Annotated in this window: 17 protein-coding genes and 1 pseudogene; 8 read left to right on the forward strand and 10 right to left on the reverse strand. The window is 73.1% G+C overall.

What is annotated here, in order from left to right; genetic code table 11:
• Positions 1-227: 227 nt before the first annotated feature.
• The gene (locus tag B2P18_RS02215; RefSeq protein ID WP_286955678.1) at positions 228-1,106 is read right to left on the reverse strand and encodes a vWA domain-containing protein; all 879 of its coding nucleotides are present in this window, start codon (positions 1,104-1,106) and stop codon (positions 228-230) included.
• Between the two features lie 7 nt (positions 1,107-1,113).
• Here B2P18_RS02215 and B2P18_RS02220 point away from each other — a divergent pair, with 7 nt between their 5' ends.
• Positions 1,114-1,302 (forward strand): hypothetical protein, encoded by a 189-nt coding sequence (locus B2P18_RS02220; RefSeq protein ID WP_239265749.1) that lies wholly within the window; start codon positions 1,114-1,116, stop codon positions 1,300-1,302.
• Between the two features lie 71 nt (positions 1,303-1,373).
• On the opposite strand, the gene B2P18_RS02225 is transcribed toward B2P18_RS02220, so the two are convergent.
• The 3 genes from B2P18_RS02225 to B2P18_RS02235 form a co-directional block, all read right to left on the reverse strand.
• A complete protein-coding gene (locus B2P18_RS02225) occupies positions 1,374-2,771 on the reverse strand; it encodes a tryptophanase (RefSeq protein WP_029210736.1) in 1,398 nt (465 codons plus the stop codon).
• 45 nt (positions 2,772-2,816) lie between these two features.
• Complete coding sequence (locus tag B2P18_RS02230) at positions 2,817-4,511, reverse strand: excalibur calcium-binding domain-containing protein (RefSeq protein WP_286955679.1); 1,695 nt, start codon at positions 4,509-4,511, stop codon at positions 2,817-2,819.
• A gap of 92 nt (positions 4,512-4,603) precedes the next feature.
• Complete coding sequence (locus B2P18_RS02235) at positions 4,604-4,990, reverse strand: MerR family transcriptional regulator (protein WP_019287270.1); 387 nt, start codon at positions 4,988-4,990, stop codon at positions 4,604-4,606.
• A 126-nt stretch (positions 4,991-5,116) separates the two neighbouring features.
• Here B2P18_RS02235 and B2P18_RS02240 point away from each other — a divergent pair, with 126 nt between their 5' ends.
• Positions 5,117-6,310, forward strand: coding sequence for an acyl-CoA dehydrogenase family protein (locus B2P18_RS02240; protein WP_019287271.1), 1,194 nt, complete (start codon positions 5,117-5,119; stop codon positions 6,308-6,310).
• Between the two features lie 39 nt (positions 6,311-6,349).
• The gene (locus B2P18_RS02245) at positions 6,350-7,900 is read left to right on the forward strand and encodes an acyl-CoA carboxylase subunit beta (protein ID WP_286955680.1); all 1,551 of its coding nucleotides are present in this window, start codon (positions 6,350-6,352) and stop codon (positions 7,898-7,900) included.
• A 141-nt stretch (positions 7,901-8,041) separates the two neighbouring features.
• On the opposite strand, the gene B2P18_RS02250 is transcribed toward B2P18_RS02245, so the two are convergent.
• From B2P18_RS02250 to B2P18_RS02275, 6 genes are all read right to left on the reverse strand, one after another.
• The gene (locus tag B2P18_RS02250; RefSeq protein WP_286955681.1) at positions 8,042-8,686 is read right to left on the reverse strand and encodes a Maf family protein; all 645 of its coding nucleotides are present in this window, start codon (positions 8,684-8,686) and stop codon (positions 8,042-8,044) included.
• Positions 8,687-8,745: 59 nt separating this feature from the next.
• Positions 8,746-9,471, reverse strand: coding sequence for an alpha/beta fold hydrolase (locus B2P18_RS02255; protein WP_286955683.1), 726 nt, complete (start codon positions 9,469-9,471; stop codon positions 8,746-8,748).
• Positions 9,472-9,544: 73 nt separating this feature from the next.
• Positions 9,545-11,404, reverse strand: coding sequence for a Na+/H+ antiporter (locus tag B2P18_RS02260; RefSeq protein WP_286955684.1), 1,860 nt, complete (start codon positions 11,402-11,404; stop codon positions 9,545-9,547).
• 186 nt (positions 11,405-11,590) lie between these two features.
• Positions 11,591-13,327 (reverse strand): DUF885 domain-containing protein, encoded by a 1,737-nt coding sequence (locus B2P18_RS02265; protein ID WP_376783726.1) that lies wholly within the window; start codon positions 13,325-13,327, stop codon positions 11,591-11,593.
• Between the two features lie 37 nt (positions 13,328-13,364).
• Entirely contained in the window at positions 13,365-13,610 is a 246-nt protein-coding gene (locus B2P18_RS02270) for an acyl-CoA carboxylase epsilon subunit (protein WP_019287280.1), read from the reverse strand.
• 28 nt (positions 13,611-13,638) lie between these two features.
• A complete protein-coding gene (locus B2P18_RS02275) occupies positions 13,639-15,243 on the reverse strand; it encodes an acyl-CoA carboxylase subunit beta (protein ID WP_286955685.1) in 1,605 nt (534 codons plus the stop codon).
• A 74-nt stretch (positions 15,244-15,317) separates the two neighbouring features.
• On the opposite strand from B2P18_RS02275, the gene B2P18_RS02280 reads away from it, so the two are divergent.
• From B2P18_RS02280 to B2P18_RS02300, 5 genes and pseudogenes are all read left to right on the forward strand, one after another.
• A complete protein-coding gene (locus B2P18_RS02280; RefSeq protein ID WP_286955686.1) occupies positions 15,318-16,067 on the forward strand; it encodes a biotin--[acetyl-CoA-carboxylase] ligase in 750 nt (249 codons plus the stop codon).
• A 61-nt stretch (positions 16,068-16,128) separates the two neighbouring features.
• Positions 16,129-17,361: an adenylate/guanylate cyclase domain-containing protein gene (locus tag B2P18_RS02285; RefSeq protein WP_286955687.1), complete on the forward strand. Its 1,233-nt coding sequence runs from the start codon at positions 16,129-16,131 to the stop codon at positions 17,359-17,361.
• Positions 17,358-18,161, forward strand: a complete 804-nt coding sequence (locus B2P18_RS02290) for an enoyl-CoA hydratase/isomerase family protein (protein ID WP_286955688.1) — start codon at positions 17,358-17,360, stop codon at positions 18,159-18,161. The genes B2P18_RS02285 and B2P18_RS02290 overlap by 4 nt, the downstream gene beginning before the upstream one ends.
• 116 nt (positions 18,162-18,277) lie before the next feature.
• Positions 18,278-20,503 (forward strand): hypothetical protein, encoded by a 2,226-nt coding sequence (locus tag B2P18_RS02295; RefSeq protein WP_286955689.1) that lies wholly within the window; start codon positions 18,278-18,280, stop codon positions 20,501-20,503.
• Positions 20,504-20,602: 99 nt separating this feature from the next.
• Positions 20,603-20,816: pseudogene (locus B2P18_RS02300) on the forward strand (5-(carboxyamino)imidazole ribonucleotide synthase); the annotation flags it as partial.

The raw sequence follows: 20,816 nt of genomic DNA on the forward strand, positions 1-20,816 counted from the left end.
CGAGGTGGGGTCAGCTCACTTGCCGAGCAGCCAGATCAGCAGCAGGACCAGGAGGACGGCGACGGCGACGTCGCGCGAGGCCGAGAGCGGCGCGGCGGCCAGGGCAGCGGTGTGCAGTGCGGTCATGCCCAGCATGGTGCCACGACGAGGGCGCCGTGGTGGTGATGCACGCCGATCAGCCTGTATGCCGACTGGGTGGGCGCCATGCGGGAGAGGGCGAGTGGGGCTCAGCCCCGGCCCTGGCTCCCGCCCCGGCGACCGCTGCCCCGCGTGAGCAGCCACAGCAGGAGCAGCACCAGGATGGTGGCGCCGACGGCGCCGGGGTTGGTCTCGCCGCCGAGACCTGCGAGCCCGCTGCGGCTCCACCAGCCGGTGCCCGGCGCGGACCAGCCGGTGCTCGCGGCCCGGGCCGAGCCCACGGTGTCGGAGACGATCTGGGTGAGGTCGTCGCTCGTGGCGTCGTGATAGCTGCCGCCGGTGGCGTCGGCCACGCACCGCAGCTGGCTGCGCGCGGGGGCCGAGACCTCGAGGCCGACGGTGTGCACGTGCAGGTCGATGCCCTGGCCGGCGAGGGTCTTGGCCACCGCGCACGGGTCGGCGGAGCAGGACTCCTCGCCGTCCGAGACCAGCACGACGCTGCGCCGACCGGTGGTGCCGAGATCGCCGGCGACCTGCTGCAGGGTGTAGCCGATCGGGGTGTCGCCGTGCGGGGCGAACGCGTCGATCGCGGTCTTGAGCCCACGGCGGTCCAGCGGACCGACCGGTGTCACGAGGCGGCTGTCGGTGCACGCCCTCGACCCGGGCGCCGCCTTGCCGGCGACCTTGACCCGCGATCCGTAGACGCGCAGACCGACCTGCGCGCCGTCCGGCAGCTCGTCGACGAGGGAGCGCAGCGCGTCCTGGGCGCCCTGCATGCGGGTGCGGCCCCGGGCGTCACGCTCGGCCATGGACCCGGAGGAGTCCAGGACCAGGAGCAGTCGTCCGTCACCCGCCCCCGCAGCGCCCGTGCCGGCAGTGCCCGTGCCGGCGGTGCCCGCCCCGCTCTCCGAGCCTGGCTGGATCCCCGGAGTCGCCCGCGCGACGGCTCCCGAGGCGGTGGCCTGCACCGCTGACGTGACGGTGGTGCTGGTCGTGCGAGTGGCGTCGGAGCACCCGGCGACCAGCAGCGTCACCGCCGACAGGGCCGAGATCGCCGACGCCCTCGAGATCGCCGACGCTCTCGACAGCTTCGACGCCGTCATCGCAGCCGACCGGGTGCGCCTGGGGGCAGCAGCTGCCCCCGTGGCGGCGGCGCGGGCGTGAGGCTGGCGGGACGGCATACGGTGCATTGTGCCCGCCCAAAGGTGACGAATCGGGCACGACCCAGGTCACGATCAGGTCATGGGCGCGAACCTCGCGGTGAAGTGCCGCAGGGCCGGCGGCTCTTCGACGATGCGGTAGCCCGGCAGGTCCCCGGCGCGGGCCTTGACCTGCTCGCACACCTCGATGACGTAGTCGATGTGGCTCTGGGTGTAGGTGCGGCGGGGGATGGCGAGGCGGACCAGCTCCATGGCGGCGGGCTTCTCGGAGCCGTCGGGCTGGCGCGCGAACATGACGGACCCGATCTCGCACGCCCGCACCCCGCCGGTCTCGTAGAGCGCGACGCTCAGCGCCTGCCCGGGGAAGTGAAGCGGGTCGATGTGGGGGAGCATCGCCTTGGCGTCGATGTAGACGGCGTGGCCGCCGGCCGGCTTGATGCACGGGATGCCCGCGTGCTCCAGGGCGTCGGCGAGGTAGGCCGTGGAGCGGATGCGGTAGCGCAGGTAGTCGTGGCTCACGGTCTCCTTGAGCCCCTGCGCCAGGGCCTCGAGGTCGCGCCCGGCCAGCCCGCCGTAGGTCGGGAAGCCCTCGGTGAGGATCAGCAGGTTGCGGCAGGCGGCGGCGAGCTCGTCGTCCTGCAGCGCCAGCCAGCCGCCGATGTTGCCCATCGGGTCCTTCTTGGCGGACATGGTCATGCCGTCGGCGCAGGCCGCCATGTCCTGGATGATGCTGACGACGTCCCGGTCGGCCTGGCCGGGCTCGCGCTCCTTGATGAACCAGGCGTTCTCGGCGAACCGGCAGGCGTCGAGGAACAGCGGCTTGCCGTGGCGGTGCGCGATCTCGGACACGGCGCGGATGTTGTCGAGCGAGACCGGTTGCCCGCCACCGGAGTTGTTGGTGACGGTGAGCATGACGACCGGCACGTCGTCGCCCCGCTCGGTGAGCAGGGCCTCGAGCCGGTCGACGTCCAGGTTGCCCTTGAACGGGTGGACCAGCGAGGGGTCGTGGCCCTCGGGGATGACCAGGTCGACGGCCTCGGCGCCGGTGAACTCGATGTTGGCGCGGGTGGTGTCGAAGTGGGTGTTGCTCGGCACGACCTTGCCGGGGCCGCCGAGGACGCCGAAGAGGATCTTTTCCGCGGCACGTCCCTGGTGGGTGGGGATGACGTGCTCGTAGGGGAAGAGGTGCCTCACCGCGTCACGGAACAGGTAGTAGGACGGCGAGCCCGCGTAGGACTCGTCGCCGTGCTGGATGGCGGCCCACTGGTCGCGGCTCATGGCGCCGGTCCCGGAGTCGGTGAGCAGGTCGATCAGCACGTCCTCGGCGTGCAGCTGGAAGAGGTTGTAGTGCGCCTCGGCGGCCTTGGTGCGGCGCTGGGCGGCGGTCGTCATGCGGAGCGGCTCCACGCTGTGGATGCGGAACGGCTCGATGACGGTGCGGAACTGCGGCTCGTGGCAGACGTCGTTGTCCATGGCCACACTGTGCCAGTGATGTCTGACAGACCCGTTCGCGGGGTGTCAGGCGCGCGCGCGGCGGCGGCCGAGGCGCACCAGCAGCGCCCCGAGCCCGATGGTGCCGAACGCCAGCGCGGACAGCTGCGGCGCCTCGAAGCCCGTCTGGGCGAGGGCGCCGGAGCCGCGGGGTCCCTCGTAGGGCTCGCAGGCGACACCGTCACCGTCGCGGTCGAGGTCGCCGCGGTAGAGCGGGCTCCCCGCGGGGATGCTCGACTGTCCGGCGGCGCGCAGCTCGTCACAGCTCTGGGTGGTGGTGGTCGTGCTCGTGCTCGTGCTCGTCGTCGGGCCTCCAGGCGTGACCGTCACCTGGTTGGTGGTCTGCGGGGCGGTGGCGACCCGGTTGCCGCCGAGGTTGACCGCGCCGTCGGCCCCGCTGCTCTCGCAGGCGATCCCGTCGTTGTCGCGGTCGAGCGCTGGGCGGTAGTCCGCGTCGAGGCGGGAGACGTCGGTGCGGCCGAGCGCCGTGCAGGAGCTGGTGTCGGCGGCGGGGATCCGGGTGAGCGCGGCGGGACCCTTGGCCGGGGCCTTGACCGGGGCCTTGGCGAGGGGCCCCGTGACCGTCCCCGGCCTGGACGCCGACCTCGGCTGCGCGGGAGCCTTGGCGGCCGGCGCCGGGGCGGCCTGCCCAATCCTGGGCCGGGCGGCGGCGGTCGGCCGGGCCACGACGAGGGCGGGGGTGGCGGCGGTCGCCCACGCCGCCACGATGCTGCGACCGCCGGTGATGCGCAGGGCGGCTCCGGGGGCGGCGCTCGCGGTGGGCGCCTGGATGCGATAGACGTCGACGGCGCCGGACGGGGTCAGCGACGCGTCCTGGACGAGGCGGGAGGTCAGGGCGCCGAGGGTGGCGGCGTGGCGGGCGTCCCCGGCATACGGCACCTCAGGGGCGACGGTGACGCCGGAGGAGAGCTGCCACACGGCCAGCTGGGCGGCCTGCAGCACGAGCTGGTCCACCTCGGCGGGCGTGCCGGCGGTGGCGTCGAGGCCGGCCCGCTGCGCGAGCGCGACGCGGGTCGGCTGGTCCGCGACGGCGCGGGCGATCCCGGCGACCCGGGCACGGATGCGGTCCCACTCGGCCGGGTCGGGCACGGCGCGGGTGGAGGAGTCGCTGGACCACTCCTGCTCGACGCCGAGGGTGACGCTGGAGCTCGTGGGCACCTGCAGGTCGGGCTCCATGACCAGGGCGGTGGACTCGCGGACGCCGTCGTGGTCCCGGTCGAGGGAGTAGGGGAGGGCCAGCACGGTCCGGCGCTCGCCGGTGCCCGGCAGGACGATGGTGACGGGGGTGGCCCCCGCGGGCCGGGCCGGCTGCAGGGCGGCGTCGGCGGGCGGGAGGGCGGGTGCGGCAGCGACCGGGGTGGTCGGGGCGGCGGTGGTCGGGACGGGCGTGGCGGACGGCGCTGTGACCGGGGCGACCTGCTCCGAGGGGGGCGCCGGTGGTGCGGCAGGGGTGGTGGGCGCCGGCGTCCGCGGGGCGGGCTGGCTCGCGGGGACCGCGGGCGTGGTGGAACGGGTGGGCGTCGGGGCCGGGGCGACGACGTCGCTGTTCGGCGAGGGAGCCGTCGAGGGAGCCGCCGGGAGAGACGTGGCCGGGGCCACTGGCGCGGGCGACGCGAACACGGGCGACGTGCTGCCGGCCGTCAGCGCGAGTAGCAGGACGGTGGATCCCAGGGCGGAGCGAGCGCTCAGGTGCTGGTGCATGCGCGTCCTTCGGTCGGCCACGTTCTGTCGCAGGATACCGAATGGAACGGTCAAACCATGACTCAAAGTACCGTCGATAGGCCGAACGGGTGTCAGGTGACGCGGCGACCCAGCTCCTCGCGGCACCGGCGCTCGAAGGCGTCCAGCTCGCGCATCGACTCCTGCAGGTCGGCGAGCCGTCGCTCGAGGTCGGTCCGCCGGTCGTCGATCTGCTCGAGGACGTAGCGCAGCTGTGAGGTAGGGCCCTGCGCCTCGTCATACATGTTGACGATGGTCCTGATCTCCTCCAGCGGGAAGCCGAGGCGCTTGCCGCGCAGGATCAGGGAGAGGCGGGTGCGGTCGCGGCGGCGATAGACGCGCTGCGTGCCGCGGCGCTCCGGCGCGAGCAGCCCCAAATCCTCGTAGTGCCGGATCGTGCGGTGGGTCACGCCGAAGTCGTCGGCGACCTGAGCGATCGTCCACTCCTCGGGGGTTGTCATGGGCGCCATCGTGCTTTACGTTTACGTCAACGTCAAGCATCTGTCCGTATGCCGTCACCGCCCGTCATCCCTCAGCCGCTCTCCCACCCATCCCCCGATCGCCACCGTCGTCGAAAGGCCCCACCCGTGTACGAGCTCAGCCAGGACCACGAGGACTTCCGCCGCACCGTGCGCGACTTCGCCGAGGGCGAGATCGCGCCGCACGTCGCCGAGTGGGACCGCGAGCACCACTTCCCGGCCCACCTGATCCCCAAGATGGGGGAGCTCGGGCTGTTCGGCCTGGTCGTCCCCGAGGAGTTCGGCGGCCACAAGTCGGCGGACGGCGAGGGCGGCGAGTTCACCTATCTGTGCGTCGCGATCGAGGAGCTCGGCCGCGTCGACCAGTCCATGGGCATCACCCTCGAGGCGGGCGTCGGCCTCGGCATCAACCCGATCCTGACCTTCGGCAGCCAGGAGCAGAAGGAGCGCTGGCTGCCCGACCTGGCCGCCGGGCGCACCCTCGCGGGGTTCGGGCTCACCGAGCCCGACGCGGGCTCCGACGCCGGCGGCACCAAGACGCGAGCCGTCCTCGAGGGCGGCGAGTGGGTCGTGAACGGCGCCAAGTCCTTCATCACCAACTCGGGCACCGAGATCACCTCGGTCGTCACCGCCACCGCGCGCACCGGCACCCGCGAGGACGGCAAGCCCGAGATCAGCGCCATCATGATCCCCTCCGGCACACCGGGATTCGAGGTCGCGCCGCCTTATCACAAGCTCGGGTGGAACATCTCGGACACCCACGGCCTGTCCTTCAGCGACGTCCGCGTCCCCGAGAGCAACCTGCTGGGCGCGCGCGGCAAGGGCTTCGGGCAGTTCCTCGCCACGCTCGACGACGGCCGCATCGCCATCGCCGCCCTCGCCGTCGGCTGCATCGCCCGCATGCTCGAGGAGTGCATCGCCTACTCCACGAGCCGCCTCGCCTTCGGGCGGCCCATCGCCGTCAACCAGGGCGTGTCCTTCCAGATCGCCGACCTGGCCGTGATGCTCGAGAACGCCCGCCTGCTCACCTACAAGGCCGCGTGGCTCAAGGACGAGATGGACGCCGGGCGGCGCAGCCTCGCCGAGGTCAAGCAGGCCGCCTCGATCGCCAAGCTCTACACCTCCGAGGCGGCCGTGACCTCGACCCGCATGGCGACCCAGATCTTCGGCGGCAACGGCTTCATGGAGGAGTATCCCGTCGCGCGCTTCTATCGTGACTCCAAGATCCTCGAGATCGGCGAGGGCACCTCCGAGGTGCAGCGCATGCTGATCGGCCGCGGCCTGGGCCTCCCCACCGCCTGACCCCGGCGCGCCCGACATACGACCCCCGAAGGGAATCTGATGGCCCACCAACCGGATCCGAAGGTCGCCGACGTCCGGGAGCGGCTCGAGGCGGCGCTCGAGGCCTCGGCCACACCACCCGACAAGGCCGCCGCCAAGCTCGCCTCCCAGGGCAAGCTCTATGTCCGCGAACGGATCTCGTTGCTGTTCGACGAGGGGAGCTTTGTCGAGGACGGGCGCTACGCCAACGCGATGGCGACCGGGCTGCCGGCCGACGGCGTCGTCACCGGCCGCGGTCTCGTGGACGGGCGACCGGCGATCGTCGTCGCGAACGACCCCACCGTCAAAGCGGGTTCGTGGGGCGAGCGGACCGTCGAGAAGATCGTGCGAGCCACCGAGAGCGCGCTGCGCGAGGAGCTGCCGGTCTTCTGGTTCGTGGACTCGGCGGGGGCGCGCATCACCGACCAGGTCGAGATGTTCCCGGGGCGGCGCGGGGCCGGACGGATCTTTCACAACCAGGTCGCGCTGTCGGGCAAGGTGCCCCAGATCTGTTGCCTGTTCGGCCCGTCCGCGGCCGGCGGGGCCTACATCCCCAGCTTCACCGACATCGTGATCATGGTCGACGGCAACGCCTCGATGTATCTCGGGTCGCCCCGCATGGCCGAGATGGTCGTGGGGGAGAAGGTCTCGCTGGAGGACCTCGGCGGCGCCCGGATGCACTGCACCGTCTCGGGGGTCGGCGACCTGCTCGCGGGCGACGACGCGGAGGCCATCGACCTGGCCAAGGAGTACTTCTCCTACATGCCGCTGTCGTGGCGGCAGCCGACGCCGCACTTCTCCGTGGAAGAGCCGACCGCGGCCCTGACCCGGGAGGACATCCCGGAGGTCGAGTCCGTGCCGTTCGACATGCACGAGGTCATCGACCGGCTCGTCGACGACGAGCAGTTCTTCGAGGTCAAGCCGACCTTCGCCGCGGAGCTGATCGTGGGCTACGGCCGGATGGCCGGGCAGACCGTGGGCTTCGTGGCCAACAACTCCGCCGTCAAGGGTGGCGTGCTGTTCAGCGACTCCGCCGACAAGGCAACGCGATTCATCACGACGTGCGACGCCTACTCGATCCCCCTGGTCTACCTCGCCGACGTGCCGGGCTTCATGATCGGCTCCGAGGTCGAGCGCGGCGGCATCATCCGGCACGGCGCCAAGATGGTCTATGCCGTGTCGGCGGCGACCGTGCCGCAGCTGTGCGTCGTGGTGCGCAAGGCGTATGGCGCCGGGCTCTACGCGATGGGGGGCCCGGGCTTCGCGCCGGACGCGACGATCGCGCTGCCCACGGCGCGCATCGGGGTCATGGGTCCCGAGGCGGCCGTGAACGCGGTGTACGCCAACAAGATCGCCGAGATCCCCGAGGGGCCGGAGCGGGACGCGTTCGTCGCCGAGAAGCGGGCGGAGTACGAGAAGGACATCGACCTCGAGCGCCTCGCCGCCGACCTCGTGATCGACGACATCGTCGAGCCGGAAGCCTTGCGCGACACCATCATCCACCGGTTGAGCTATGCCGGTGGTCGGTCGCGCCACTTCACCGAGCGGCACACGGGGATCTCGCCGGTCTGACGCCGGTCGGTCCGCGTCGCTGGACGCGGCGCGCGGCCGGCGCCGGCGTCACCCGACCGGTGAGGGTGACGACGGGTGGAGAAGGCCACCGTCATCGGTGGTGCTCTCCACCTGTTGGTGATGCGGTGGGCGGGTGGGGCGTCATACGGCTCGCTCGAGGTCCCACCAGCCGATGCCGAGCTCGAGCAGGAGCTCGCGCAGCAGCGGCAGGGAGACGCCGACCACGTTGTGGTAGTCGCCCTCGATGCCGGTCACGAAGGCGCCGCCGAGACCGTCGACGGTGAATCCGCCTGCGACCCAGAGGGGCTCGCCGGTCGCGACGTAGGCGTCGATCTCGGCGTCCGACAGGTCGGCGAAGTGCACGACGGTCGACGCCGTGCGCGAGACCTGGCGGCCGGTGGCGAGGTCGGTGATGGCGTGGCCGGAGTGCAGGACGCCCTCGCCACCACGCATCCGCCGCCACCGCTCGACCGCGACGGACGCCGTCTCGGGCTTGCCGTGCACCTCGCCGCCGAACTCCAGGACCGAGTCGCACCCGAGGACCAGGGTGGGGGTCTTCGTCGAGCCCGCCTCTGGGACGAGGGATTCCGCGACGTCGTCACGCTTGGTGCGGGCCAGGGCGAGGGCGTGCTCGGCCGGGCCGAGGCGGGTGCCGCCGGCCTCCAGCGCGGCGATCGTGGCGGGCTCGTCGACGCTCGAGACCTGGACGCGTGGAGCCAGGCCGGCCGAGCGCAGGGTGGCGAGGCGGGCGGGGGAGGTGGAGGCGAGGACGAGCTGGACGACCATGGCGCGACCCTACCGGGGGCAGAGGCATCGACCGGCCTTCGTCCGCCAGGCTGATGCCTCTACCCCCGGTAGGTCTGCGTGGCGCGGTCGAGCAGCCCCCGCAGGTGCGTCGCGCACGCCTCGGGGTGCGTCAGCGGCAGGAAGTGCGTCGCCCGCGGCACCGTCACCACCTGCGCGGCGGGGCAGGCGGCGGCATAGGCCCGCACCCCGAGCCGCATCTGGTCCAGCCCTCCGTTGAGGAGCAGGACGGGTATGTCGAGCCCGCCCAGCAGGTGGGGACCGCACTGCGCCATCACCGCCGACCAGGCCGCGGGCATGGCTGCGTAGCCCTGCCCGTCGTCGGTGACCTGACTGATGTCGCGACCGCCCGCCAGTCGGCGCATGACGCCGTTGGCGACATGGGCCATCCGCGCTGCCCCCACGACGGGCACGAGCCGGGCGAAGCCGCGGTAGACGGCCGCGCCCGCACCGGCCGGCACACCGGTGGCCCCGACGAGCCCGAGGCCCGCGAGGCGGTGAGGCTGCGCGGCGGCATACGACATCGCGACATAACCCCCCAGGCTGTGGCCGGCGAGGACGACCGGGCCGTCAGCGGGCAGGGCCTGCTCGACCGTCGCGAGGGCGCCCTCCCACGTGAAGTCCTCGGCGCCGCGGGAGCCGTGGCCGGGGAGGTCCGGGGTGACGACGCGGACGCCGGGCAGCAGCGCGGGGTAGTCGCGCCAGAAGCCGGCGTTCATGCGGGTGCCGTGCAGCAGGACCAGGGTGGGTGTCGGGGTGGGGCCCATGCCGCGAACCTACCTGAGGTAGTCACAGCCGCCTGGCGTGCCAACCCGGGCGAGTGTGACGACCTGAGGTAGGTCAGTCGCCGGAGGCGAGCAGGCCGTCGACGAAGCACCAGCGCCAGGACTCGCCCGGCTCGAAGGACCGCATGGTCGGGTGACCGGTCGCCTCGTGGTGCCGCGTCGCGTGCCGCCCCTCGGAGGAGTCGCAGCAGCCGACATACCCGCAGGTCAGGCACAGTCTCATGTGCACGGGCGTGGTGCCCTCGGCGAGGCAGCCGATGCACTCGCCGTGGGTGCGCGGCTCGACGAAGGTCGGCGCCTCCGCCAGGTGCTGACAGGGCGCGTCGGGCAGGGCGGGGGAGAGGGCCCGCAGCCGACGGGCGCGCTGCTCGACCCGGATCAGCGAGGTCTCCTCGAAGTCCAGCGAGGCCAGCACCGCCGAAATCACCTCGGACTCGACCTCGCCCTCGCTGCGCACCCGCAGGACCTCCTCGCGCTCGGCCCGGATGGCGGCGGTGCGGAGCCGGCGGTAGGTCTGGCTCGGGGTCTCCTTGCGCTCGTCGGGGCGGCCGAGCCGCTCCCAGATGGCGTTGACGCGGCGCTCGGCCTGGTCGCGGAGCGTGGCGATGGTGGCGGCGTCGTCGGGGCCGGCCTCGGCGTCCATGGCGCGGCGCCCGGCCTCGACCGCGCGGGCATAGACGGTCGCCTCCTGCAGCGCGTCCTCGCGGGGGTCGGGGCCGTGCACGTCCAGGCGGCGGGCGAGGACGGGGAGGGTGAGGCCCTGGATGAGGAGCGTCCCGGCGGTGACGACGAGCGCGACGAGCACGAGCACCGGGCGGTGCGGGGTGGCGAGCGGCAGGGTGAGCGCGGCGGCCAGGGTGACCACGCCACGCATGCCCGCCCACGCGATGAGCGCCGACTCCTGCCAGGGGGTGACGCCGTCGCGGCCGCGCGCCCGCACGACGAACCGCGTCGCCATGATCCACGCGACGCGGAGCACCATCACCCCGACCAGCACGAGCAGGCACGCGGCGACGATGCGGCCCCAGCCGAGCGGCGAGCTGGAGGCGGCCGAGACGATCGAGCGCGTCTGCAGCCCGACGAGGAGGAAGACGGAGTTCTCGAGGAGGTAGGTGATGGTCTTCCAGTTGATGCGGGTGGTGACGCGCGACTGCGCCGTCTCGACGACGGGTGCCATGTGCCCGAGGAGCAGCCCGGCCACGACGACCGACAGCACGCCCGACGCGTGGAAGTGCTCGGCCGGCGCGAACGCGATGAACGGCAGCAGGAAGGACAGGGCCGTGGTGGCGACGGGGTCGCTGGTGCGCTTGAGCACGTATGACGCCGCCTTGGCCACGACCACGCCGACCACGATGGCGATGACCACCGCCTTGGCGAAGTCCAGCAGGACCGCGCCGACGGTGACCGCCGCGGTCAGGGCGCCGGTCGCCGTGCGCAGCGACACCAGGGCCGTCGCGTCGTTGACCAGCGACTCGCCCTCGAGGATGGTGACGACCCGTCTCGGCAGGCCGATCTGCTTGGCGACGGCGCTGGCGGCCACGGCGTCGGGCGGGGCCACGATGGCGCCCAGCGCGAACGCCGCCGCGAACGGCAGCGGCAGCAGCGCCCACGCCAGCAGGCCGATCCCCGCAGCGGTGAACAGCACGAGGCCGATCGACAGCCACCCGATCGCCGACAGGTTGTCGCGGAAGTCCATCAGGCTGGTGTTGTGCGCCGCGGTGTAGAGCAGGGGCGGAAGGATGCCCACCAGCACGAGCTCGGGGGACAGGCTCGGCTCGTGGATGAACGGCAGGTAGGACCCGACCAACCCCACGACGATGAGCACCAGGGGTGCCGACAGGCCCCAGCGGTTGGACAGGGTCGTGACGGCGAGGACGGTCAGCGCGAGGCCGACCACGAGCGTGAGGATCTCCACGGCGCACATCCTCCCACCGGCGGGGCGGTGGCGCGGCCCGCGTTCAGACCCGCCGGGGGCCGAGGCATCAGCCTGGGGGACGAAGGCCGGTCGATGCCTTTACCGGGGGCGGGTGATCAGCCGGGGGTCAGCACATCCGCCTGGGGTCGGCACATCCGCCTGGCGTGCGAGGTCGGGCGAACGTGACTACCTGAGGTAGGGGTGGAGGACGGCGGTGCGCAGCGTGTCCAGGCCGACCCCGCCGATGTCGAGCGCCCGACGGTGGAAGTCCTTGAGCGAGAAGGCCTCGCCCTCGCGCCGCTGCACCTCGTCGCGCAGCTGCAGCCAGAGCCGCTCGCCGACCTTGTACGACGGGGCCTGCCCCGGCCAGCCGAGGTAGCGGTCCAGCTCGAACCGCAGCACGGCCTCCTCCATGTTGGCGTGCGCCGTCAGGTAGGCCCAGGCCTTGTCGTAGGTCCACTCGCCGCCGCCGACCTCGGCCGGCGCCTCGAAGCCGCAGTGCACGCCGATGTCGATGACCACGCGGGCCGCGCGCAGCGACTGCCCGTCCAGCCAGCCCATGCGGTTGCCCGGGTCGTCCATGTGCCCGAAGTCGGCCATGAGGCGCTCGGCATACAGCGCCCACCCCTCCCCGTGGCCCGAGGTCCACGAGAACTGGCGCCGCCAGGTGTTGAGCTGCTCGCGGTTGTGGACGGTCTGGGCGACCTGGAGGTGATGCCCGGGGACGCCCTCGTGGTAGACGGTGGTGAGCTCGCGCCAGGTCGTGAACTCGGTGACGCCCTTGGGCACCGACCACCACATGCGGCCGGGGCGGGTGAAGTCGTCGGAGGGGCCGGTGTAGTAGATGCCGCCGGTCTGCGTCGGCGCGATGCAGCACTCGATCTCGCGCACGGGCGCGGGGATGTCGAAGTGCTCGCCGTCGAGCAGCCGGACGACGGCGTCGGCCTCGTCCTGCATCCAGCGGCGCAGCGCGTCCGTGCCATCCAAGCGGTAGGCGGGGTCCTGGTCGAGCAGCGCGATCGCCTCGGCCACCGTCGCGCCCGGGCGTACCTGCTGGGCCACGTCCTCCATGGCCGCGGTGATGCGGGCGACCTCCTCCTGGCCCCAGCGGTAGGTCTCCTCGAGGTCGACGTCGGCACCGAGGAAGTAGCGCGAGCACAGGGAGTACTGGTCGCGGCCCACGGCGTCCTCCTCCGGCGCCTCGTCGAGCAGCTCGACGCGCAGGAACTCCGCCATGCGGGCGTAGGCGTCGCCCGCCGCCCCCACCTCGCGGGTCAGGCGCTCGCGCAGCTCGGGCGGCAGGGCGCGGTGGGGAGCGAGCGCGCCCTTGAGGAAGCCCGCGAAGTAGCCCTCGGGCTCGACCAGGTCGCGGCACTGCTGGATGCACGCCTCGACCTGGCGGCGCGCCGACACGGTTCCCTTGTCGCGGGCGGACAGCAGGGACTCCTGGTACTGCTCCAGGGCGAGCGGGATCCGGCCCATGCGCAGCGCGATCGTCGCCCAGTGCTCGACCGTCTCGGTCGGCATCAGGTCGAAGGCCGCGCGGATGTCCTGCAGCGGGGAGGCGATGACGTTGAGCGAGGACTCGACGATGCCTGCGGCATACATCTCCTCGGCGAGACCGAGCCGCTCGGTCATGGCGGTCACCGTGACCCGGTCGGCGTCGGTCGTGGGTTCGACGGAGGCGAGCGCCGCGAGCGTGCGGCGGCGCAGCTCGGACTGGGCACGCAGCCCGTCGGGGGAGAAGTCGTCGATCTGGTCGTCGTGACCGGGGATGCCGACGTAGGTCGCGGTCAGCGGACTGAGCTCGAGCGTCTCGCGGACGAACTCGTCGGCGATGCGGTCCACGGCACTGCGGTCGGCGGCACTGCGGTCGGCGGCACTGCGGCGGGAGGTGGGGGAGGTCTCCTGGGCACTGGTCACCTCGAGCACGCTACCCAAGGAGGCGAGAGCCGGCCCGTCAGCGCGCCGATCGCCATCCCCACGAGGACCGGCGGCGGGCGCCGAGCGACGAGACGCCGAGGTTGCGGGCCCGGCTGGCCCAGATGCCGGTGGGCTGCTCCTCGGCGGTCGGCTCCCCGCTCGCGGCAGCGGCCACGACGAGCAGCAGCGCCGCGAGCTCCTCGTCGGTCGGGTTGCCCTTGGTCACGGACAGCAGGGTCGGTATGCCGCCCGTCTTCACGTCCGTCTTCACGTCGTCGGTCATCGGCGGGCCCTCCTGCGTCGGCGAGCGGTCACAGCGGGATGTTCCCGTGCTTCTTGGGCGGGTGGTTCTCGCGCTTGGTCTGCAGGGCCCGCAGCGCCTGCACGACGTTGCGGCGGGTCTCCTGCGGGGCGATGACCGCGTCGATGTAGCCGCGCTCGGCCGCGATGTAGGGGTTGGCGAGGTGGTCCTCGTACTCCTTGATGAACTGCGCGCGCGTCGCGTCGACGTCGCGGCCCTCCGCCTCGGCCGCGGCGATCTCCTTGCGGTAGAGGATGTTGACCGCACCCTGAGCGCCCATCACGGCGATCTGCGCGGTGGGCCAGGCGATGTTGACGTCGGCGCCGAGGTGCTTGGACCCCATGACGTCGTACGCGCCGCCGTAGGCCTTGCGGGTGATGACGGTGACGAGCGGGACGGTGGCCTCGGCATACGCGTAGATGAGCTTGGCGCCGCGGCGGATGATGCCGTTCCACTCCTGGTCGGTGCCCGGCAGGAAGCCCGGCACGTCCACGAAGGTCAGCACGGGCACGTTGAAGGCGTCGCAGGTGCGCACGAACCGCGCGGCCTTCTCGGAGGCGTCGATGTCCAGGCACCCGGCGAACTGCATCGGCTGGTTGGCGACGATGCCGACGCTGCGGCCCTCGACCCGCCCGAAGCCGGTGAGGATGTTAGGCGCGAACATCGGCTGGACCTCGAGGAAGGCCTGGTCGTCGAGGATCGCCGTGAAGACCTCGTGCATGTCGTAGGGCATGTTGGGCGAGTCCGGGATGATCGTGTCCAGGGCGACGTCCAGCTCGTTGATCTCGAGGTCCACCTCGGCCTCGAAGACCGGCGGGTCCTCGTGGTTGTTGCTCGGCAGGTAGGACAGGAGCTCCTTGACGTAGTCCATCGCGTCGTTCTCGTCGGAGCCCATGTAGTGCGCGCAGCCGGACTTGGAGTTGTGCGCCGTCGCGCCGCCCAGCTCCTCCATGCCGACGCTCTCGCCCGTGACGGTCTTGATGACGTCCGGGCCGGTGATGAACATGTGGGACGTCTGGTCGACCATGACCGTGAAGTCCGTGATGGCGGGGGAGTAGACCGCCCCGCCCGCGCAGGGCCCCATGATCAGCGAGACCTGCGGGATGACGCCGGACGCGAGGACGTTGCGGCGGAAGATCTCGCCATACATCCCCAGCGAGGCGACACCCTCCTGGATCCGCGCGCCGCCGGAGTCGTTGAGGCCGACGACCGGGCAGCCGATCTTCATGGCGAAGTCCATGACCTTGACGATCTTCTCCCCGAACACCTCGCCGAGGGACCCGCCGAACACCGTGAAGTCCTGGGCGAACACGCACACCTGACGACCGTCGACGGTGCCGTAGCCGGTGATCACGCCGTCGCCGTAGGGGCGGTTCTTGTCCTGCCCGAAGGAGGTCGAGCGGTGGCGGGCGTACTGGTCCAGCTCGACGAACGAGCCCTCGTCGAGGAAGGCCTCGACGCGCTCGCGGGCGGTCTGCTTGCCGCGGGCGTGCTGCTTCTCGACCGCCTTGTCCGAGGCCCCGTGCAGGACCTGCTCGTTGCGGTGGAGCAGGTCGGCCAGCCGACCCGCGGTCGTGGCCAGGTCGAAGGTGTCCGTCGTCGGAGCGTCAGCCATGGCGACACCATAGCCTTGGGCTCGTGACCTCCGCTCTGCGACAAAGCGCTCTGACCAGGCATGTGACGGACGCCATGTCGCCGTGGCTCGATGTGCGGGTCCGCGACGCGGTCGGCAGCACCAACGCCGAGCTGCTCGCCGACCCTCGGCCATGGCACGTGCTCACCACGGACCACCAGCAGGCGGGACGCGGTCGGCTGGCCCGGTCGTGGGAGACCCCGGCCGGGACGGCCGTGGCCCTGTCCGCCTGCGTGCCGGTCCCATCGGCTCGTATGCCGGACGCGGGGTGGCTGCCCCTGCTCACCGGCCTGGCCGTGCGGGACGCCCTCGTCGGGCTCGGGCTGGCGGGGGCGGTGCTCAAGTGGCCCAACGACGTGCTCGTCGCCACCGACGACGACCGCAAGGTGTGCGGGGTGCTGTGCGAGCTGGCGCCGGCCCCTGGTCCTGGGGATGGGGTCGCCGTGCTCGGGCTCGGGATCAACGTGCACCAGAGCCGCGACCAGCTCCCGGTCGAGACGGCGACCTCGCTCGCCCTGTGCGGCGTCGACGTGGGCCGCGAGGAGGTCGTGATCGCGGTGCTGCGGGCCCTCGCGCACCGGCACCGGCAGTGGGCGACGGCGTCACGGATGCCGGCCCTGCGGGCGGACTACGCCGCGGCCTGCGCGACGCTCGGGCGCCAGGTCGCCATCCACCTGCCCTCGGGTGCGGTGGAGCCGGGCGAGGCGGTGCGGGTCGACGAGGCCGGTCGTCTCGTCATACGCACCGCTCACGGGGACCGCATCCACGCGGCCGGTGACGTGGTGCACGCGAGGCTGTCGGCCTGAGGCATCATGGCGGGAGCGGTCGACGGCCAGCGTCGTCCCGCTGGACGGCAAGGAGGCGACGGTGGCGGACCCCCGCGAGGAGTCGATCCGGCTGTCGGAGGCCCCGGCCGGCCTCGACCCCCTGGTCGAACGCGTGCAGCGCGAGCTGCTCGGCGGCCCCCTGGACCTCGACCGCCGCGACGTGTCCCGCACCGTCGGGGTCTCCCTGCGCACCGCCGAGCGCTTCTGGCACGCCCTCGGCTTCCCCGGCAACGAGGACGGGGAGGCGGTGTTCTCCCAGCTCGACCTGACGGCGCTGCGGGGGGTGGCCGCCCTGGTGCGCCGCGGCGAGCTCGACGAGGAGTCGGCGCTCAGCCTGACCCGGGCCTTCGCGCGGACGGCGGACCGGTTGTCGGTGTGGCAGTGCTCGGTGTTCGCCGAGTCGCTCAGCCCGTGGGCGCAGGGCGAGGTCGACCTCGGCCGCGTGGCCGTCTCCGACGAGAGCCACGACTCCACCCGCGCCGAGCCCGACGAGGACACCGCCCTGGCCGCCGCGCGCAAGGTCGCCGAGCTGGCCGACGAGCTCGAGCCGCTCCTGGTCTATGCCTGGCGGCGGCACCTGGCGGCGGCCACGGCGCGCATGGTCGCCGACGCCGACCCGTCGGTGGGGGAGCAGGGGCTGCGGCGCTGCGTGGGCTTCGCCGACCTCGTGTCGTTCACGTCGCTGGTGCGGCGGCTGTCCGAGCGCGAGCTGGCCACCGTGGTGCAGAGGTTCGAGGCGCTGTGCAGCGACGTCATCACCGGCCACGGCGGCCGGGTGATCAAGACCGTGGGGGACGAGGTCCTGTATGTCGCCAAGGTGCCCGCCGACGGCGCCCGGATCGCGCTGGACCTGGTCGACGCCATCCGCTACGACGACATGCTGCCTCCCGTGCGGGTCGGCCTCGCCTACGGCCACGTCGTGTCGCGGCTCGGCGACGTCTTCGGCACCACGGTCAACCGCGCCGCGCGCCTCACCGCCGTCGCCCCCTCCGGCAAGGTGCTGGCGGACGAGGGGCTCGTCGCCCGCCTCGCCGACGCCCCCGACCTGACGGCGGTGCGCCAGCGCAGCCGCACGCTGCGCGGCGTGGGCGTCGTCGCACCGTCCCTGCTCCACCGCACGGTCGCCGTGCCCCACGGCCTGCCCGACGCGGCCCTGCCCGATGCGGCCCTGCCCGATGCGGCCCTGCCCGATGCGGCCCTGCCCGATCCGGCCCTGCCCGACCCAGCACCTCACGAGCTCCCCGACCCCGTCCGCGACCTGGAGGTCCGATGACCCACGACCACAACGTGACGATCACCCGCCACGGCGAGCACGGCCACGTCGCCGAGCTCGCCCTGGACCGGCCCGAGGCGATGAACGCCGTCTCGACCGCGATGGCCCGCGACCTCGGCGCCGCGACCGCCGAGCTGTCGGCGCTCGCCCTCAGCGGTGAGGTGCGGTCGGTGGTCGTGACCTCCACGCACCCCAAGGCCTTCTGCGTCGGCGCGGACCTCAAGGAGCGCAACGGCTTCACCGACGCCGACCTGATGGCGCAGCGACCGATCGCGCGGGCCGCCTACACCGGCGTGCTGACCCTGCCCGTCCCCGCCATCGCGGCCGTGGACGGCTTCGCGCTCGGCGGGGGCTTCGAGATCGCGCTGTCCTGCGACGTGATCGTCTGCGGGGCCGGCGCGACCGTGGGCCTGCCCGAGGTGTCGGTGGGCGTCATCCCCGGCGGTGGCGGCACCCAGCTGCTGACCCGCCGCGTCGGCTGGTCGCGGGCGTCGCGCATCATCTTCGGCGCGAGCAGGATGACGGCGGCCGAGGCGCTCGCGCTCGGGGCGGTCGACGAGGTCGTGGACGCCGGGACCGCCCGCGAGCACGCGCTGGAGCTGGCGTCCCTGATCGCCACCCACTCGCCGGTCGGGGTGCGCAACGCCAAGAAGGCCATGCGCCTCGGCTCCGACGTCGACCTGGCGGCCGGGCTGGAGATCGAGGACGGCTGCTGGCGGGCGACGGCGTTCAGCGGCGACCGGCGCGAGGGCGTCGCCGCCTTCGCCGAGAAGCGCCGCCCCGCCTGGCCCGGAGTCTGACGACACCCGCCCACCCAGGCCCGGCTCCCCACGCAACCGGGGCCCTGACGGCCTGACGCCGCGCGCAGAGGTGCACCGTGTGCGACGGTGCTCGGCCACCGGGGCATCATGGCCCTGTGCCCTACCTCCTGCTCGTGCTGGGTTGCGCCCTCGTCGCCCTCGTGCAGGGGGTCGCCCCGGGTGACGTCCTGGGGTGGACGACCGTCCAGCTGGCCCTCTGCGTCGTCGGGCTGATGGTGGTGCGCGCCACCCGTGGGCGAGGTCAGCCGCTCGCGCTCGACCTGGCCCTCGGCGGTGCGGTCGGCACCGCGCTGCTGCTGCCGGCCTGGTGGGGACAGCTGCACCTCGGGGTGCCCTGCGCACTGACCCTTGCCGTCGTCGTCGTGGCGCTGCTGGCGCCGCCCACCACGCGGCGCCGGGTGCTCGATCGCGGCGCGGGGCGCCTGTCACGGGGTGTCTCCGCGTCGCTCTCGGGACTGGTCCTGCTCGTGCTGGGGTGGACGGTCGGCGACTTCACCCGGTGGACCGACCACTGGCAGAGCACCTCACGGACCTACTACCCCGACGTCCTCTTCAACCTGTCGCTGACTTCCGAGGCCCATCGGGCCCTGCCCCTCACCCTGCCCCAGGTCGCCGGCGAGGGCCTGCCCTACCACTGGTTCGCCAACGTCGCCATGGCGGCCGTCGGCGAGCTGGGCAGGGTGCCCGACCCGGTCGTCGTGCTGCAGCTCTGGTACCCCTACGTCACCGGTCTGACGGCACTGGCGCTGGCCGCGGCGGCCGGCGAGATGTTCTCCGACCGCAGCGCCGGCAGCTGGGCCGCGTGGATCGCCATGGGCTGGACCTCGATCGGAGGCGCGACCGCGCTCGCCACCGCCCCCCTCACGATCACGCAGAACTCCTGGGCGAGCCCCTCCATGAGCTATGCCCTGCTGCTCATGATGCCCGCCCTCGCCGCGATCGTCGGGCAGCTCGACGGGACCTGGCGGCCGGGCCCGTCGCTGGTGCTGGGGGCGGGGCTCTTCGCCGTGCTCACCGTCGCCAAGACGACGGTCCTCCCGGTCCTCGGGGTCGGGGTCGGATCCGTGCTGCTCGTCGCGGCCGCCCGCAGGCGGTGGCCTGACGCCGCCCGCGCGTCGGCCTGGTGCCTCCTGGTCGGAGCGGCCTTCCTGGGGGCCCGCGGGCTGGTCTACGGCAGCTCGGTGGACGGGCTGGTGGTCCGCCCGTTCTCCTACGTGTGGCGCTCGATGGTCGGTCGCGACGCGATGCTCGCCGACTCGGTCCCACGGTCGGTGTCGCAGGCCTGGACGTCGGCGACCGGGGTCGGTGTGCTGATTGTCCTCGTGGCCGTCCTCGCCGTCTCGACCCTGGCCGTCGTCTGGCCCGGGATCCGCCGGCCGGCGGGCGGAGAAACGGTCCTGGCCCCGCTGCTGCTCGGCGGGGGAGCCGCCGGGCTGGGCGCGACGCTGCTGCTCTCCCACCCGGGCACGAGCGAGGTGTTCTTCCTCCGCACGGCCTTCCCGCTCCTGGCGATGTCGGCGGCGGGAGCCTTGGCGCCGACCTGGCAGGCCGCGTCACCTCGCCTGCGCCTCCGGCTGCTCGTCGCCGTGGCGGTCGGGGCCGTGGCCTGGACGGCACTGACCCGCGCGCGGCTGCTCGAGCAGCTCGTCGTCGAACCCTGGGCCGTGCTGGGGGCCGTGCGCCTCGGTGGCTATGCCGTCGCGGTGGCCGTCCTGGCGCTGGCCGCGTGGGTCGCGACGCGCCGCCGGGACGACCTGCTGACGCTCGCCCCCTGGGCCATGGTGCTGGCGGCCGGGCTGGGGACGACGCTGGGCCACGTCGTGCCGACGGAGCGGGGGACCGTCGCGGCCGCGATCCGGGCCGACAACCCCAATCCCCTCCGGGTGGCCGAGCTGGAGGCGGCGGCGGTCCTGAGGTCGACGGCACCACCGGAGGACGTCGTCGTCACCAACACCAGCTGCCTCCTGCCCCGCGAGCGGATCGCGGGCCACTGCGACGCGCGGGGCTTCTGGGTGAGCGCCCTGGGCGGGCACCGCACCCTGGTCTCCGGCTGGGGCTACGACCGCAGGATCCTGGCGCGGGGGGCGACCAGCACCCGCCCCTACCCGACCCTGGCCTTCTGGGACCCCCCGCTCCTGCGGACCAACCTGCAGGTGATCGAGCGCGCCGACCCCGAGGCGGTCACCCGGGTCTGCCGGTCCGGCGCCCGGTGGATCCTGGCGGATGCGGCCTACGGCCCCGTCAGCCCACGGTTGTCCGAGGTGGGCGAGCGTCTGTTCGTCGCCGACGGGGTCCAGGTGCTCCGGCTCCGCTGCCCCTGACCCTGCCGCCCGAAGGCTCCCGGGGGCGTGGGTGCTCCCAGCAGGCCCGGACCGGCCGGCGCGTGGTGGCGGGCGCGGCCGCACCGTACCCTGTGGCCTGTGACATCTCCCCGCACCGCACCAGGTGGATTCCCCGTCGTCGGCATCATCGGGGGTGGACAGCTGGCTCGTATGACGGCACCTCCCGCCGTCGGGCTCGGCGTCACGCTGTCGGTGCTGGCGGAGTCGGAGACCGCGTCGGCCGCGCAGGTCGTGCCCTCGTCGCCGGTCGGTGACCACACCAGCATCGAGGACGTGCTCGCCTTCGCGCGGA

This window comes from Arsenicicoccus sp. UBA2120, from assembly GCF_002330965.1.
Classification (GTDB): Bacteria; Actinomycetota; Actinomycetes; order Actinomycetales; family Dermatophilaceae; genus Arsenicicoccus; species Arsenicicoccus bolidensis.

Excerpts from the sequence above, each read along its gene's own strand:
- B2P18_RS02225 (WP_029210736.1), bottom strand. The coding sequence starts at position 2,771 with ATGGACAACGACGTCTGCCACGAGCCGCAGTTCCGCACCGTCATCGAG.
- B2P18_RS02230 (WP_286955679.1), bottom strand. The coding sequence starts at position 4,511 with ATGCACCAGCACCTGAGCGCTCGCTCCGCCCTGGGATCCACCGTCCTG.
- B2P18_RS02235 (WP_019287270.1), bottom strand. The coding sequence starts at position 4,990 with ATGACAACCCCCGAGGAGTGGACGATCGCTCAGGTCGCCGACGACTTC.
- B2P18_RS02245 (WP_286955680.1), top strand. The coding sequence starts at position 6,350 with ATGGCCCACCAACCGGATCCGAAGGTCGCCGACGTCCGGGAGCGGCTC.
- B2P18_RS02250 (WP_286955681.1), bottom strand. The coding sequence starts at position 8,686 with ATGGTCGTCCAGCTCGTCCTCGCCTCCACCTCCCCCGCCCGCCTCGCC.
- B2P18_RS02255 (WP_286955683.1), bottom strand. The coding sequence starts at position 9,471 with ATGGGCCCCACCCCGACACCCACCCTGGTCCTGCTGCACGGCACCCGC.
- B2P18_RS02270 (WP_019287280.1), bottom strand. The coding sequence starts at position 13,610 with ATGACCGACGACGTGAAGACGGACGTGAAGACGGGCGGCATACCGACC.
- B2P18_RS02275 (WP_286955685.1), bottom strand. The coding sequence starts at position 15,243 with ATGGCTGACGCTCCGACGACGGACACCTTCGACCTGGCCACGACCGCG.
- B2P18_RS02280 (WP_286955686.1), top strand. The coding sequence starts at position 15,318 with ATGTCGCCGTGGCTCGATGTGCGGGTCCGCGACGCGGTCGGCAGCACC.
- B2P18_RS02290 (WP_286955688.1), top strand. The coding sequence starts at position 17,358 with ATGACCCACGACCACAACGTGACGATCACCCGCCACGGCGAGCACGGC.